The 15,845-nt window shown below is 70.3% G+C and carries 11 protein-coding genes; 5 read left to right on the forward strand and 6 right to left on the reverse strand.

Features of this window, described 5'->3' with window-relative positions; all coding sequences use genetic code 11:
* Positions 1–28: 28 nt before the first annotated feature.
* From ACT3T5_RS04130 to ACT3T5_RS04140, 3 genes are all read left to right on the forward strand, one after another.
* On the forward strand, positions 29–1,180 hold the full coding sequence (locus ACT3T5_RS04130; RefSeq protein WP_444593786.1) for an FAD-dependent oxidoreductase: 1,152 nt from the start codon (positions 29–31) through the stop codon (positions 1,178–1,180).
* Positions 1,181–1,218: 38 nt separating this feature from the next.
* Entirely contained in the window at positions 1,219–1,980 is a 762-nt protein-coding gene (locus ACT3T5_RS04135; RefSeq protein WP_444593682.1) for a PIG-L deacetylase family protein, read from the forward strand.
* Positions 1,981–2,124: 144 nt separating this feature from the next.
* Positions 2,125–3,993: a transketolase gene (locus tag ACT3T5_RS04140; RefSeq protein WP_444578904.1), complete on the forward strand. Its 1,869-nt coding sequence runs from the start codon at positions 2,125–2,127 to the stop codon at positions 3,991–3,993.
* A 201-nt stretch (positions 3,994–4,194) separates the two neighbouring features.
* Here the strand turns inward: ACT3T5_RS04140 and ACT3T5_RS04145 are convergent, their stop codons facing one another.
* From ACT3T5_RS04145 to ACT3T5_RS04160, 4 genes are all read right to left on the reverse strand, one after another.
* Complete coding sequence (locus ACT3T5_RS04145) at positions 4,195–5,661, reverse strand: sugar porter family MFS transporter (RefSeq protein ID WP_444593683.1); 1,467 nt, start codon at positions 5,659–5,661, stop codon at positions 4,195–4,197.
* Between the two features lie 108 nt (positions 5,662–5,769).
* A complete protein-coding gene (locus ACT3T5_RS04150; protein ID WP_444578902.1) occupies positions 5,770–7,020 on the reverse strand; it encodes a Fic family protein in 1,251 nt (416 codons plus the stop codon).
* Positions 7,021–7,145: 125 nt separating this feature from the next.
* Complete coding sequence (gene metG / locus ACT3T5_RS04155) at positions 7,146–8,957, reverse strand: methionine--tRNA ligase (RefSeq protein ID WP_444578901.1); 1,812 nt, start codon at positions 8,955–8,957, stop codon at positions 7,146–7,148.
* Between the two features lie 11 nt (positions 8,958–8,968).
* Entirely contained in the window at positions 8,969–9,688 is a 720-nt protein-coding gene (locus tag ACT3T5_RS04160; RefSeq protein ID WP_444578900.1) for an HAD family hydrolase, read from the reverse strand.
* An 82-nt stretch (positions 9,689–9,770) separates the two neighbouring features.
* Here ACT3T5_RS04160 and ACT3T5_RS04165 point away from each other — a divergent pair, with 82 nt between their 5' ends.
* Positions 9,771–11,159 (forward strand): UTP--glucose-1-phosphate uridylyltransferase, encoded by a 1,389-nt coding sequence (locus tag ACT3T5_RS04165; protein ID WP_193117545.1) that lies wholly within the window; start codon positions 9,771–9,773, stop codon positions 11,157–11,159.
* A 614-nt stretch (positions 11,160–11,773) separates the two neighbouring features.
* The gene (locus ACT3T5_RS04170) at positions 11,774–12,796 is read left to right on the forward strand and encodes a hypothetical protein (RefSeq protein ID WP_443351779.1); all 1,023 of its coding nucleotides are present in this window, start codon (positions 11,774–11,776) and stop codon (positions 12,794–12,796) included.
* A gap of 396 nt (positions 12,797–13,192) precedes the next feature.
* On the opposite strand, the gene ACT3T5_RS04175 is transcribed toward ACT3T5_RS04170, so the two are convergent.
* Together ACT3T5_RS04175 and ACT3T5_RS04180 are read right to left on the reverse strand one after the other, a co-directional pair.
* Positions 13,193–14,506, reverse strand: a complete 1,314-nt coding sequence (locus ACT3T5_RS04175; RefSeq protein ID WP_193117547.1) for a glycoside hydrolase family 76 protein — start codon at positions 14,504–14,506, stop codon at positions 13,193–13,195.
* Positions 14,507–14,628: 122 nt separating this feature from the next.
* Complete coding sequence (locus ACT3T5_RS04180; protein WP_444593684.1) at positions 14,629–15,774, reverse strand: acyltransferase family protein; 1,146 nt, start codon at positions 15,772–15,774, stop codon at positions 14,629–14,631.
* Positions 15,775–15,845: the final 71 nt, after the last annotated feature.

A 15,845-nucleotide genomic window follows, 5' to 3' on the forward strand; every position in this document is an offset into this window, starting at 1 on the left:
CCCGGGCGTGCTCGGAGTTCGACCGGACATGTGGATCCCTGGAGGCAGCGTGGACGGCGTGGTGGACGTCGTGGTGATCGGTGCCGGCCAGGCCGGGCTCTCGGCCGCCCATCATCTGCTGCGCCGGGGCGTACGGCCGGCGGCGCTGGCGGCACCGGGGGAGCGCAGCGTCGTGATCCTCGACGCCGGGAGCGGCCCGGGCGGGGCGTGGAGGCATCGCTGGGACAGCCTGACCATGGCCACCGTCAACGGGATCCGGGAGCTGCCCGGGATGCCGGTGGTCGAGGCCGATCCCGCCGACCCCGCGAACCGTGCGGTGCCCGAGTACTTCGCCGACTTCGAGCGACGGTTCGAGGTCCCGGTCCAGCGGCCGGTGCGTGTGGTCCGGGTCGAGGACGACCCGGAGACCGCCGCCCGGGAAGGGACGGCACTGCTCCGGGTGCACGCCCTCGGGCCCGATGACGTCCCGCTGCCGCCGCTGCGCACCCGCGCGATCCTCAACGCCACCGGGACCTGGACGAGACCCTTCCTCCCCGCCTCTCCGGGTGCCGCCGACTTCCGCGGCCGGCAGCTGCACACCGCGGGCTATGTGCGGGCCGCGGACTTCGCCGGTCAGCGTGTGGGCATCGTCGGGGGAGGGATCAGCGCGCTCGGCTTCCTCCAGGAGATCGCCGACGTGGCCGAGACGTTCTGGTACACGCGGCGGGAGCCCGTGCTCGAGGACGGCCCGTTCACCCAGGAGGACGGGCGCGAGGCGGTCGCCGGGGTCATCGAGCGGGTGCGGCAGGGGCTTCCGGTGGGCTCCGTCGTCTCGAACACCGGCCTGCGCTGGACCCCCGCGCTGCGGGACGCGCAGCGTCGTGGGCTGCTCGAGCGCCGCCCGATGTTCGTGCGGATCACCCCCGACGGGGTGCGAGAGGCCGACGGGACGGAGACCGGGCTCGACACGATCCTGTGGGCCACCGGGTTCCGCCACGAGCTGCGCCATCTGCGGCCGCTGGGCCTGCACAACGCCGCCGGCGGCATCGCCCTGGACGGCACCGCCGTGGTCTCGGACCCGCGCATCCACCTGCTGGGCTACGGCCCCAGCGCCTCGACGATCGGCGCCAATCGTGCCGGTCGCGCCGCGGTCACCGCGCTGCTGGCCGCGCTCGAGCGCGAACCGGCGGTCTCTGCCTAGAGTGGGCAGGGACCCGCCACCAGCCCAGGAGGATCCCGATGACCGACACCGCCGCCCAGCCGCTGCCGCCCCTGCCGGAGCACGGGATCCGTCGGGTGCTGTGCGTGGTCGCCCACCCCGACGACATGGAGTACGGCGCCTCCGCCGCCGTCGCCGCCTGGACCGCGGCCGGCATCTCCGTGACCTACCTGCTGCTCACCCGCGGCGAAGCGGGGATGGCCGAGGACCCCGAGCTCGTCGCCCCGCTGCGCGCGACGGAGCAGCGCGGCGCCTGCGACGTGGTCGGCGTGGAGGATCTGCGGATACTCGAGCATCCCGACGGCATGCTCGAGGCGACCCTCGGCCTGCGCCGCGACATCGCCCGCGTGATCCGCCAGGTGCGCCCGGATCTCGTGCTCACCACGAACTTCGACCTCGAGGCCTACGGATCGCTGAACCAGGCCGATCATCGCGCCGCCGGCCTCAGCGCCGCCGACGGCGCCCGCGACGCCGCCAATCCCTGGGTGTTCCGTGAGCTGCGTGAGCAGGAGGGACTGGAGCCATGGAGCGCCCGCGCCCTGCTCGTCGTCGGCCATCCCGCCCCGACCCACGCCAAGGCGGTCGGGCCCGAGCAGGTGCAGGCGTCGGTGGACTCGCTGCGCGCCCATGCCGCGTATCTCGCGCACGTGACCGGGCACCCGGTGCCCGAAGGGTTCATCCCCCAGATCCTCCGCGACGGCGGCGAGGCCGCCGGGACCGAGCACGCCGTGACGATGCGGGTCCACGACCTCGGTGGGCTCCGGAGCGCCGAGAGCGACTGACCACCGCACTTCTGGACCGAGCGGTCGTCAGCACCCTTGTCGTCCTCCGGGCACGCTCCTAAGGTGATGACCACACAGGACGATGAACATCGGCGCCCCGGCGCGGTCACGTCTCCGCACCCGGGCTCCGGGAAGGAGCAGTCCATGACCACCACCCAGCACGAGGGACTCGATCTCTCGCAGATCCCCGAGCTCGCCGCCCAGCTGCGCGTCGACTCGATCCGCGCCTCCACGAGCGCCGGTTCGGGACACCCCACTTCGAGCATGTCCGCCGCGGACCTGCTCGCCACGCTGATGAGCCGCCACCTGCGGTACGACTGGGACGACGCCGACGCCCCCGGCAACGACCACCTCGTCTTCTCCAAGGGACACGCCTCCCCGCTCCTGTACGCCGTGTACAAGGCCGCCGGCGTCGTCTCCGACGAGGAGCTCATGACCGGCTACCGCCGCTTCGACGAGCGGCTCGAGGGCCATCCCACCCCGGTGCTGCCCTGGGTGGACGTCGCCACCGGCTCGCTCGGCCAGGGGCTCCCCGACGCGGTCGGCATCGCCCTGTCCGCGAAGTATCTCGAGAAGGCCCCGTATCGCGTGTGGGTGCTGTGCGGTGACAGCGAGATGGCCGAGGGCTCCATGTGGGAGGCCCTCGACAAGGCGTCCCTCTACGGCCTGACCAACCTGATCACGATCGTCGACGTCAATCGGCTCGGACAGCGCGGCCCCACCGATCTCGGCTGGGACCTCGAGGCCTACCAGCGCCGCGTCGAGGCGTTCGGCGCCCGGGCGATCGTGCTCGACGGGCACGACCTCGACGCGATCGACGCCGCCCTGGCCGAGACGGACGGCGACCTCGACAAGCCCCTGGTGATCCTCGCGAAGACCATCAAGGGCAAGGGATACCCCGAGGTCGAGGACGCCGAGGGCTGGCACGGCAAGCCGCTGCCCGAGGACAAGGCCGCCGAGGCCATCGACGGCCTCGGCGGCGAGCGCCACCTGCTCGTGCGCGGGCCGAAGCCTCCGGAGGTCGAGCGCGCGGCGCCCGAGGTGGGCACCGCGAGCATGCCGACCTTCGAGAAGGGCGAGGAGGTCGCGACGCGGAAGGCCTACGGCGCCGCACTCGCCGCGCTCGGTGATGCTGATCCCCGCATCGTCGCCCTGGACGGCGAGGTCTCCAACTCCACGGGGACAGGCACCTTCGTCGAGAAGCATCCGGATCGATTCTTCGAGATGTTCATCGCGGAGCAGCAGATGGTGGCCGCCGCCACCGGGCTCGCCACCCGCGGCCACATCGCCTTCGCCTCCTCCTTCGCCGCCTTCCTCACCCGTGCGGCGGACTTCCTGCGGATGGCCCCCGTCTCCCGTGTCGACCTGCGGATGGTCGGCTCCCATGCGGGCGTCGAGATCGGGGCCGACGGACCCTCCCAGATGGGCCTGGAGGATCTGGCGATGTTCGCCGCCCTCCAGGGCTCCACGGTGCTCTACCCCTCCGACGGCACCTCCACCGCGGCTCTCGTGCAGCAGATGGCGGAGACCTCCGGGGTGAGCTACCTGCGCACCACACGGGGCGAGTACCCGGGACTGTACGAGGCAGGGGAGGAGTTCCCCGTCGGCGGATCCAAGACGCTGGTGGAGTCCGCGGATGACGACGTCACGCTGATCGGCGCGGGCGTCACCCTCCACGAGGCGCTCTCGGCGGCCGCCGCTCTCGCGGAGCAGGGCACCCGGGCGCGGGTCGTGGACGCCTACTCGGTCAAGCCGATCGATGCCGAGGGCATCCGTGCCGCGGTCGAGGCGACCGGCGGACGGGTCGTCGTCGTCGAGGACCACCACGCCGAGGGCGGACTCGGAGCCGCGGTGCTCGCCGCGCTGGCCGCGGAGCCGATCACGGACCTGCGCTTCAGCCACCTCGCGGTGGACGGCGTCCCGGGATCCGGCACCCCCGCCGAGCTTCTCGACTGGGCCGGGATCGATGCGGCCCACATCGCCGAGGCGGCCCGCAGCCTGCTCGAGGCCTGACCGCCCCGTCCGGACGGCCCCGTCCGAACGGCCCTGTCCGACAGCGACGGCCGCCCCTGATCTCGGATCAGGGGCGGCCGTCGTCCGTGCGGAGCGACTGTCGGTGCAGGCGCCAGGAGGTCGGTCGGCGGAGCCGGCTCGCGTCGGGGTCGTCTATGTCGTCGTCTACGTCGTCGTCGTCTTTGTCGTCGTGTTTGCCGTCTACTTCGTCGTTTTCTTCTTCGTCCGTCCCAGCTGCAGGTCCTCCATGTCCTCGAGCTCGCGGTCCTTGGTCTCCGGGACCCTCAGGAACACGAACAGCAGGCTGAGCAGGGCGAACAGGGCATACAGGCCGTACGCGAAGCTCAGGCCGACGGTCGACAGGGACGGGAACGTGGCGGAGACCGCCCAGTTCGCGGCCCACTGCGCAGCAGCGGCGACGGCGAGGGCCGAGGCCCGGATGCGGTTGGGGAACATCTCGCCCAGGAGCACCCACACCAGCGGGCCCCAGGTGGTCCCGAAGAACATCACGAAGGCGTTGGCGCTGATCAGCGCGACCGTGGACCAGGGATCCGGGAGGGTGATGGCGTCGGTCCCCGGGGCGATCTCCCCGAAGGAGAACGCGAGCGCCATGAGTCCGAGGGAGACGGTCATGCCGGCCGAGCCGACCAGGAGCATGAGGCGGCGTCCCACCCTGTCGACCAGGAGGATCGCGATGATCGTGGCGACGATGTTCATCACCGAGGTGAACGTGCTGGTGAGCAGGGCCTGGGATTCGTCGAAGCCGACGGACTGCCACAGCGTCGTCGAGTAGTAGAAGATCACGTTGATGCCCACGAGCTGCTGGAACAGCGAGAGCAGGATGCCGATCCAGACGATGGGCTTCAGCCCGAAGCGTCCGCCGACGAGATCGCGCAGGCTCGCCTTCTCCTCCCGCTCGAGGGTGCGACGGATCTGCTCGATCTTCAGGTTGACGTCGAGCTCACCGGTGAAGTCGTAGAGCACCCGCGAGGCCTTGTCGAGCTCGTTCTTCGCGATCAGGTAGCGCGGGGACTCCGGCAGGAACAGCGCCATGACCCCGTAGACCGCGGCGGGGATGGCCTCGATCATGAACATCCAGCGCCAGGCGTCGACCCCGAACCAGAAGGACTCGGCCGCACCACCGGCGGTGTTCGCCAGCAGGGAGTTGGAGAGCAGCGCGGTGAAGATGCCCAGCACGATCGCGAGCTGCTGGAGGGAGCCCAGACGGCCGCGGTACCTGGCCGGGGCGACCTCCGCGATGTAGGCCGGAGCGATGACGCTCGCGGCGCCCACGCCGAGACCGCCGACCACGCGCCACACGATGAGGTCCCACACCCCGAAGGCGAGGCCGGAGCCGATCGCGGAGATGAAGAAGAGGATCGCGGCGATCACCATGACAGGGATGCGTCCGAAGCGGTTGGACAGGCTGCCGGCGAACCAGGCGCCGACGGCGCAGCCGATCAGCGCCGAGGAGACCGCGAAGCCGGTGAGCCCGGCGCCGAGGGCGAACTCGTCGGACAGCGCATTGACGGCGCCGTTGATGACGGAGGTGTCGAAGCCGAACAGGAAGCCGCCGATCGCGGCGGCCACGCTGATGACGACGACCTTGGGGTTCAGATGCTGGGCGTGCTGCGCCGTGGAGCCGGCGGACTGCTCGGATGTGGACATGGGAAGGACGCCTCCCGTTCGGTATCGGTGTCGCGGTCGCGGATGCTGACACGCTATACCCGGCGTGACCAGCGCGTCGGACCGGGCGGTCGCTCCAGGGTCCGGCGGTCAGCCCTGCCGGCGCACCTGGGCGGCGTACTCGTCCAGCACCCCGAGGATCTCGGTGTGCTGCCACACCCGGTTGCGTGAGCGCCCGGTCGCCTCGGTGAGCACGCCGGTCTCCGTGAGCTGGGCGAGGGCGCGCTGCGCGGTCATCGCGGTCACCCCCAGGTTCCGCTGGAGATGCGCCGCATTGACGATCGGCTGTCCCACCAGCAGGGGCAGCACCCTCCATGCGAGCGCATGGCGGCGCACGCCGGCCAGACGCTCCCGATCCCGCTCCAGCTGCGCGGCGAGATCGTCGACCAGCTGCGTCCCGGTGACGGCGGCGTAGCGGGCGGCCTGCGCGAACTGCTCGACGACGGGTCGGGCGTTCCCCTCCCGGTAGGCGGTGAGGGCTTCGGTGTAGCCGAGCAGGTCCGTGAGCAGACCGGCCGAGACCGGGGCCGTGGTGCCCGTCAGCAGACCCTTTCCGGTGAGCATCGCGTGCACGAGGGCACGTCCGGTACGGCCGTTGCCGTCGGTGAAGGGATGGATCGTCTCGAACTGGGCGTGCGCGATCGCCGCGTGGAGCAGCACCGGGAGGTCGTCCCGGGCGATGAAGGTGAGCAGATCCGCCATCGCGGCAGGCACCAGCTCCGCCTCCGGGGCGATGTGCACAGCGCCGAGCGGGCTGTGCCCGCTGCGTCCCACCCAGACCAGCTGCTCGCGCAGACGGCCTGCCGTCGGGTCCGGGGCGAGCAGCTCTGCCTGCATGCTCAGGACGGCCTGGAGATCGAGGTCCGAGGCGAGTCGCAGAGCCGCCTCCATAGTGCGCACGTTCGCGACCACGGCGCGCGCGTTCGCGCTGCGGGATTCCTCGAGCTCCGCGAGGGCGAGCTGCCGCGCCCCGACCGTGAGGTCCTCGATCTGCGAGGAGGAGGCCGACTCCGTGCGCAGCAGGATGCTGCTCATCGGGCCGAGGGCGGGGTTGTCCGCACCGAGTCGGGCGGCGGCGTGGAGCCCGAAGGTGGTCAGGGCACGCTCCGCGTCGGCGACATCGGCGGCGAGATCCCCGGGCAGGGCGAGATCGAGGCGGTGGTCGAGGTCGTGGTCGGCCGCCCCGGCGGGACGGGACAGCGCCGCGGGCACCGTGGACTCATAGGGTCCGGTGCCCCGGGACCGGGCTGACCGCGAGACCAGGCCGTCATCGGGCACGACCCAGGTCCCTGCACGCCGGGTGGTGGCGGGAACGGGCAACGGCGCCGGATGTGTGGGCATGCCGCCAGTGTAGTAACACTTCGGGGAGGAAGTGTTATCTAGAGACGAGGACCGTGCACATCCGGCGGGAAGGACAGCCGTCGGGATCAGCCCTCCGAACCAGCCCTCTGGATCAGCCCTCTGGATCAGCCCTGCGGATCGGCCGCGGTCGTGGCCTCGAGCCGCTCGAGCTCCTGCTCCGCGATGACCGGATCGAGCTTCACGAAGATGCCGGTGGGCTTCACGACCTTCTGGCCGACGCCCACCGGGTGGTGCCCCCAGGCCGGGACGCCCGTGTAGTCGCCGGTGATGATCGGGTATCCGGGACCGCCGTCGAGGTCGTCGACCTCCACGATCGAGGGCATCGGGGCGATCAGCCGTTCCCCGCCCAGCGCCTTCTCGACCTCGTTGGCCGAGTGCGGCAGGAAGGGAGCCATCATCGTGTTGAGGTCGGTGACGGCCTGCGCGAGGACGTGCAGCACGGTGAGCAGGCGGGGCCGCTGCTCGTCGGCCTTCATCTTGAAGGGCTCGGTCTCGGAGACGTAGCGGTTCGCCTCGCCGACGAGACGCATGACCTCGGCGATCGCGGCGCGCTGCCGGTGCGCCTCGATGAGACCGCCGACGGTGTCGAAGCCCTGCCGGATCGCGCCCAGGAGCTTCTCGTCGACTTCCTCGAGCTCCCCGGCGGCCGGGATCTCGCCGACGTTCTTGGCGATCATCGCCGCGGTGCGGTTGACCAGGTTGCCCCAGCCGGCGACCAGCTCGTTGTTGGTGCGAGAGACGAAGTCGACCCAGGTGAAGTCGGCATCCTGGTTCTCCGGACCCGCGGCCGAGATGTAGTAGCGCAGCGCATCGGGCTGGTATCGCTCGAGCATGTCGCGCACGTAGATCACGATCTTCTTCGACGAGGAGAACTTCTTGCCCTCCATCGTGAGGAACTCGCTCGAGACGACCTCGGTGGGGAGCTTCAGCTCGCCGAACCTCCCGGGCTCGCCGCCCTTGTCGCCCTTCCCGTTCTGGGCGATCATCTCCGCCGGCCAGATCTGCGAGTGGAAGACGATGTTGTCCTTGCCCATGAAGTAATAGGCGAGCGTCTCGGGGTCGTTCCACCAGGCGCGCCACGCCTCGGGGTCGCCGCTGCGGCGCGCCCACTCGATCGAGGCGGAGAGGTAGCCGATCACGGCGTCGAACCACACGTACAGGCGCTTGTTCGGCTGGTCCTCCCAGCCCGGCACCGGGATGCCCCAGTCGATGTCTCGGGTCATCGCGCGCGGCTTGATGTCGTCGAGGATGTTCTGGCTGAAGCGGATCACGTTCGGGCGCCACAGGCCCGTGGCCTCGCGGTCGTCGAGCCAGCGGCCCAGCTCGCCGGCCAGGGCCGGGAGGTCGAGGAACCAGTGGGAGGTCTCGATGAACTCCGGGGTCTCCCCGTTGATGCGGGAGATCGGGTCGATGAGGTCCGTGGGGTCGAGCTGGTTGCCGCAGTTGTCGCACTGGTCGCCGCGGGCGCCGCCGGCGCCGCAGATCGGACAGGTGCCCTCGATGTAGCGATCGGGCAGGGTGCGGCCGGTCGACGGGGAGATCGCGCCGGAGGTCAGCTTCTCGACCATGTAGCCGTTGTCCCGCACGGTCACGAACATGTCCTGCACCACCTGGTAGTGGTTGCGCGTCGTGGTGCGGGTGAACAGATCGTAGGACAGCCCGAGCGCGACGAGGTCCTCGACGATGAGGCGGTTGTTGCGGTCGGCGAGCTCGCGCGCGGTGATGCCCTCGGAGTCGGCCTCCACGAGGATCGGGGTGCCGTGCTCGTCGGTGCCGGAGACCATGAGCACGTCGTTCCCGGCCATGCGCATGTAGCGGGAGAAGACGTCGGAGGGGACGCCGAAACCGGCGACATGGCCGATGTGGCGGGGACCGTTGGCGTACGGCCAGGCGACCGCGGACAGGACTGTGCTCATAGCAGTCGATTCTAGGGGAGTGCGGGTGGGTTCTCCGACGGGTCCTCCGATATCGGGTCCGCGGTGCCCGCTGAGGCAGGGTCGGACGGGGCGTGGTGGAGCACGGCCCGCCATCCGAAGCGGACAGCCCCGCCCACATGCCGGGAGGAGTCGTCGAGGAAGGCGACCTGGTCGGGGCGCAGCGACGTTCCGAGCTCCTGCTCGATCCGGGCATGGGCGCGGGCGTAGGCCTCCTGGTCGGGCTTGGCCGCGCCGAGATCTGCGGTGTTCAGCAGGAAGCGTCGGCCCGGACCGAGGAAGGGCGTCATCCCCAGCTCCTCGAGCTCCTCGGGCACCCGGTCCGTGCCGTTGGTCAGCACGAACACCCCGAGTCCCGCGGCGCGCAGCGATTCGAGCTGCGTCAGGACCCCCTGGTCGATGCGGGCGGGGGAGGCGAGCCAGGCGGCGATCGCGGCGTCGGCCGCCTGCGGGCTGCTGCCTGCCGCGACCAGTGCGGAGGCGGCGTGCTCGCGCCATCGGCGATGGGTGCCGCGCCCGCGCACCACCTCGTCGAGGAACGGATGACCGAGCACAGCCTGGTACGCCGTGCCGGCGGGAGTCCCGGTGATCCCGTCGAGCTCGGCCCACAGCGACCCGTCGAAGATTCGCAGCACGCCGTCGAGATCCGACACGACCGCCCGGATGTCGTGGTCGCGGACCAGCTCGCGCAGCTGCTGCAGGGAGGTGCTCATCGCGCCATCGTACGAAGGCGGGGCGAGAGGCTCCTGGAGGCGAACGGAGCGGAGCACCCGCCCGCCCCGATACCCTGGACCCATGAGCACCGAAGGACTTTCCGCAGCGCAGAAGAAGATGGCCGACGAGGGGGTCGCACAGACCGCGATCGACGTCTTCTCCCATTACTACGGGCAGCTCGAGGACGGGGTCACCGGCTCCATCCCCGAGGACACCATCGAGCCCTACCTCGACCCGCCGCTGCTCGAGGACGTCTCGATCGATCCCGCGCACGCCAAGCAGGTCTTCGACCAGCTCGCGATCATCAACCTCAACGGCGGCCTGGGCACCTCGATGGGCCTGGACCGTGCCAAGTCGCTGCTGCCGGTGCGCGAGGGGAAGACCTTCCTGGACCTCATCGTCGAGCAGGTCCTCGCCGCCCGCCGCGGCACGGGCTCGCGCCTGCCGCTGATCTTCATGAACTCCTTCCGCACCCGCGAGGACACCCTCGAGGTGCTCGCGAAGTACGAGGACCTGCCCGTGGGCGACCTGCCCCTGGACTTCCTGCAGAACAAGGAGCCCAAGCTCCGGGTCGACGACCTCACCCCGGTGGACTGGGAGGCGGACCCGACGCTCGAGTGGTGCCCGCCCGGACACGGCGACATCTACACCGCCCTGCAGACCTCCGGCCTGCTCCAGCAGCTGCTGGACGCCGGTTTCAAGTACGCCTCGGTCTCCAACTCGGACAACCTCGGCACCGTGCCCAATCCGGTGATCGCCTCCTGGTTCGCCGCCACCGGCGCTCCGTACGCGGCAGAGCTGTGCCGTCGCACCCCCGCGGACCGCAAGGGCGGCCACCTCGCCGTGCGCAGGTCCGACGGCCGCCTCATCCTGCGGGACACGGCCCAGACCCCGGCGGAGGAGATGGACTACTTCACCGACGAGCACCGCCACCCGTTCTTCCACACCAACAACCTGTGGTTCGATCTCGAGCAGATGGCGGCCGTGCTCGAGAAGCAGGGCGGCATCATGGGTCTTCCGCTCATCCGCAACGAGAAGACGGTGGACCCCGCCGACAAGACCAGCACGCCCGTCTACCAGATCGAGTCCGCCATGGGCGCGGCGATCGAGGTGTTCGACGGGGCGACCGCCATCGTGGTGGGACGTGACCGCTTCCTGCCGGTGAAGGCCACCAGCGACCTGCTCCTCATGCGGTCGGACGTCTATGCGCTCGATGAGCGCGCGGCACTGGTCCAGCAGGTCGAGTCGGTGCCGACGGTGTCGCTCGCCCCTGACTGCTACAAGCTGATCCAGGACTTCGAACCGCGCTTCCCGCAGGGTGTGCCGTCCCTCAAGGAGGCCACCAGCCTCGACGTGCAGGGCCGCTGGACCTTCGGTGCGGACGTCTCCGTGTTCGGCGACGCCGTGCTCGGCGACGAGGGCGGCGAAGTCCCCGAGGGCGCCCGGGTGGGCACGGCCAGCACCTCCTGACCTCCAGCACCGCCCGCCCTCCGGCACGGCCAGCACCGCCTGCCCTCCAGCACCGCCCGTCCTCCAGCACCTCCAGACATCCAGCACCGCTTGACCTCCAGCACCGCTTGACCTCCAGCACCGCCTGACCTCCAGCACCGCCTGACCGCAGTTACCCGCATCCGTGTCCGTGCGATCGTTCGGTCGTCGGGACGGATTCCCCGCAGGACTTCCTGGTGCGATGCCTATCGAGTGCGTCCTTGGCGTTGCCCTAGGACTGCTTATCCAGCTCCAAGGACGCACTCGACGAGGGCACGGGGGTCTGGCGCCTCTGCTGAGAGCGGCGCGCTTCCACTGAGGGCGGTGCGCCTCTGCAGTGTGCGGTGCGACTCTGCTGAGGGCGGCGCGCTTCAGCGTCTCGCGATCGACAGCCGGGGCACGTCGACAGTTGGCGCTGACGGTGTCTGTGTTCCTCTGTGTTCCTCTGTGTTCCTCTGTGTTCCTCTGTGTTCCTCGGTGTTTCTCTGTGCGCCGCGGACCTGCGTCGTCAGCTGGGGAGGAAGGGTTCGTCCTCAGCTGACCTGCGATGTGTGCACAACCCGACGAGCCGCGTTCAGGTGTTCGATGCTGTCGGTATGCCGAGCCGACCGCGCCCACTTCCTCCAGATCTGCCCTTCGCCGTCTTCACGACGGAGGAGGCGACGGGGCTCGATGTCTCCAGCGCTCGGCTGAGGGCGTCAGATCTGCGCTCCGTGGCCCGTGGGCTGTGGGCGCGCCGTGACCTCCCGCTCACCGAGCTGGATATCGTCGCCGCGTACTGCCGCCAGGACCCCGCGGTCTTCGCCGCCGGGCTCACGGCTGCTCGACTCTGGAAGTTCCCGCTGCCCGGCGCCCTGTCCGAGGACGTCGTCGAGCCTGTCAGGTCGACCGGGCATAGGTCGGGTCGATCCGTGTTCAGACCGCGCGGGAACTGGGTGGACACCCGTATCCATCTGGCGACTGCCGGCGTACGGCGTCGGGAGACGGCACTCCTGAGGTGGAGCCTCCTCCCGATGGAGCCGACCCTGCTCGGCAGCGACTCCGGAGTACGGATCACCTCGAGGATCCGGACATACCTCGATCTGGCCGGGACACTGCGTCAGGACGCGCTCGTGGCCATCGGCGATCATCTGGTGCGGAGGCCGCGCTCGAAGTTCGAGGGTCGCGCCGAGCCCTACACCACGTGCGTCGATCTCGCGGACGCAACGCAGCGGTTCTCGGGCCGTGGTGCCCGGAAGCTGCGTCGGGCGGTGGATCAGGTCCGAACCAGCAGTGATTCTCCCGCGGAGACCAGGCTCCGCCTCGCCCTCGTCGCTGCTGGCCTGCCGGAGCCGCTGGCCAACGTGCGCATCTCGGGGCCGGTGGAGGCGGACGAGGGGCCATGCGATCTGGGCGAGCCCGACCTGCACTGGCCGCAGTGGAAGGTTGTCGTCGAGCATGAGGGCCCGCACCATCTCCGGGCCGAGCAGCTGGCCAAAGACATCTCACGGGGAGATCGCCGTCGAGCGGCAGGATGGCAGGAGGTGCGGACCACAGCGGACGATCTGTCCTTCGGCTGCCGAAAGGCGGTGGCGCGCGTTCGCGCCGCCCTCGTCGCAGGAGGGTGGAGACCGTCGTGAGCCCGTGAGCCCGTGAGCCCGTGAGGAGTGTGCCGTGGCCCGTGGCCGGTGGCCCGTGAAGAGCGGTACGCGAGACCAAGCAGGGGACGCGGACCGTGGAGTGCGGTACACGTGACCAGACAGGGACGCGGCTCTTGGAGATGATCGACGGGCACCGGGTGGGCGTGAGCGGGATCCGGGCAGGACCCAGCCGCGCACCTCGGGCGGACGTCAGATTCTGCTCTTCCAGTGCGTCCTTGGCGCGCCCTCCGCTGATCGAGGACAGCGCCAAGGTCGCACTGGAGCCGCTGGAGCCGCTGGAGCCGCTGAGTTGCTAGAGCCGCTGGGACCGCTGGACCGCTGGGCCGCTGGGCCGCTGGGGCTGCTGGGCCGCTGGGCCGCTGGGCCGGCCCTGGCTCAGCTCAGGTGCGTCCACTGCCGCCGCGGGGTGGCGGCGAGGGCGAGGGTGCGGGCGAAGCCGGCCTGGTCGAGCAGGTGGGTGCCGACGTCGGTCTCGCGGGAGCCGATGACCAGGTCCGTCTCCGGATCGCGCCGGTCCTCCCACAGCCGCTGAGCGTAGGCCTGCGTGATCTTCCGACCCTGGACCCGAGCGCCCAGGATCGACTCGGCCATCAGGAGGTTCGACAGCAGGATGGCGTTGAACTGGATCGGCTGCTCGTCGAATCCCGCCCCCGTGGTGTAGGGGTCGTAGTAGGCGACGATCGATCGGGCCAGCGCCAGCGCGTTGTCCCGGTGCGTCGCATCGCCGGTGAGCTCGTAAGCGAGAGCCTCGCAGCCCAGCGGGACCCCCTGGTTGTAGGTCCAGAAGGTCCTGTCGATCTTCCCCTCGAGATCGATGTTGTCCCAGAACAGCCCGACGTCGGGATCGAGCAGGGTGTCCCGGCCCCAGGCCATCCAGCGCAGGGCGTCCTCGAGCGCGCTCTCGTCGCCGGTGAGCTGATGGATGCGCAGCGCCACCTTCGCCGAGGGGAAGGTCGAGACCGTGTTGCGGGAGTGGTTCCAGTCCCCCTGGGTCCAGAAGATCCCGCCGGGGGAGGGCAGCGAGGGATCGGTCGACTCCCCGGAGCGGAACAGCTCCAGGAGTTCGACCGCCCGATCCAGGTCCCCGGCGGCGCCGCCGCTGACCAGGTGCTGCTCGATCTCGAGCAGGGCGATCCAGTCGTTGTCGTCGTAGAAGAAGTCGCCGTTGGCGCCCTGCTGCGAGTCCGTGGCGGCGGTGTATCCCGGCACACCGGTCGTCCCGCCCTGCGGGTACCAGTAGTGCTCCTGGGCGCGGATCAGCGCCGCGTCGGCGGCGTCGAGATCGAGATCGCCGAGATCGGCCGACGGGCCGCCCGCGTCCAGTGCGGTGATCAGCTCGGTGACGGCGGCGCGGGCCTGGGAGAGCGGCCAGACGTAGGTGAACTCCGGGTCGTCCGCCTGGCGGGGGAAGCGTTCGATGAGCATGTCCGGATCGGTCTCGGCCGGGAAGTTCGTGAGCAGGGCGCGGGTCGCGTCGACCGCGCGCTGGGAGGTCTCGCGCGGCGACGGGGCCTTGCCGCCCTCGGGGTCCATCTCGGTCACGGCAGGATCGGTCCTCTCGGTCGGTGCGGGGAGGGCGGGCGCGGCCAGGGCAGGTGCGGCCAGAGCAGGCGCAGCGCTCAGCGCCCCGCCTCCGAGCGCGGTGGCAGCGAGGACGGTGCGCCGTGACGGCGCGGACGGGATGGGCATGACGAGGCACCTCTGTGCGGTCGGAGCGGGATCGGTCCCGCCCTACGCTAGCCGCGGGCGTGACCTGTCGCACAGCGTTTGGTCGAGAGTCTGGAACGGGCCACGGCAGAGCGCCCCTCGGGTCAGGACCTGGCAGTCGTCGGGCGCGACGAGGCGTCCGGCTTCTCCTCCGGCTTCTCCTCGGGCTTCACCAGCAGGTGCCCGATGGGTGGATCCGTCACCCAGCGCGTCAGCCGGCCCACGATCCCCGAGCCCAGGATCGCCGTGAGGAGCAGCGCTGCGACGACCAGGCCGAGGGTTCCCCACCAGGTCGAGGTGATGTCCGGCACCTCGTCGGCGTACCGGAACGAGACCAGGACGAGAGGATGCAGCAGATACACGGTCAGCGAGCGTTCACCCAGCGTCGTCAGCGGTGAGCGGCGCCGCGGCGTCACGATCAGCAGGGCGAGGGCGCCGATCACCCCGACTGCGAGGACGGCGAGGCGCAGGACCATGCCGATGAGCAGCCCGTTGTCCTCGTCGTACGCCTCGCGGAGGAAGAAGATCGACGTGCTGAAGTCCTCCCGCATCAGAACGGTGCAGACGAGGGCCCCCAGCAGCACGAGCGCTCCCAGCCAGCGGTGGCGGAAGGCCTTGAGCCGCTCGAGCATCTGCGGCGTGCACACGAGGCCGACCACGAAGAACGGCAGCATGCTCACCAGCCGGCCCACGGTGAGGGTCGAGTCGAGTCCCGGATCGAGCGGGGAGATCACGGCGATCGCGACGGCGAACACCAACGGGTGGCGCAGCTGGCGCAGCACAGGGGTCGCCAGACGCCACAGCATCAGTGCCAGCAGGAACCACAGCGTCCAGGCCGGCAGGAAGAGCTGGAGGTGGTACTGGTCGCCGAGCAGGACCATCTTGGCGAACTCGTGGATCAGCTGGAAGATCACATACGGCACGACCATCGAGGTGAGCAGACGGCGCACCTGTCGGGGCTCATTGCGGTACGAGCGGGAGAGGAACCCCGAGATCATGACGAAGCCCGCCATGTGGAACGAATAGATCCAGGTGTAGATGGTGTCCGGGAGCATCTCGGAGGACTGGAAGAAGCTCTCGATCGTATGCCCGACGACCACCAGGGTGATCAGGATGCCGCGCGCATTGTCGAGGAACGGGTCCCGGGGCGGACGGGCCGCCGTCGTACGGGACGTCGTCGTGCGGGCCCCCGAGGTCGAGGCATCGCCCGGGGTCTCGGGGTGCGGGGATGCCGGGTCGCCGTCGGGCATGGAGCTCCTTCGAGCTGGTACTCAAGAATGACGGGAGCAGAGTACGACCTCGTGCTGCTGTCGTCCCCCAG

This window comes from Brachybacterium sp. AOP3-A1-3 (genome assembly GCF_052378285.1).
Classification (GTDB): domain Bacteria; phylum Actinomycetota; class Actinomycetes; order Actinomycetales; family Dermabacteraceae; genus Brachybacterium.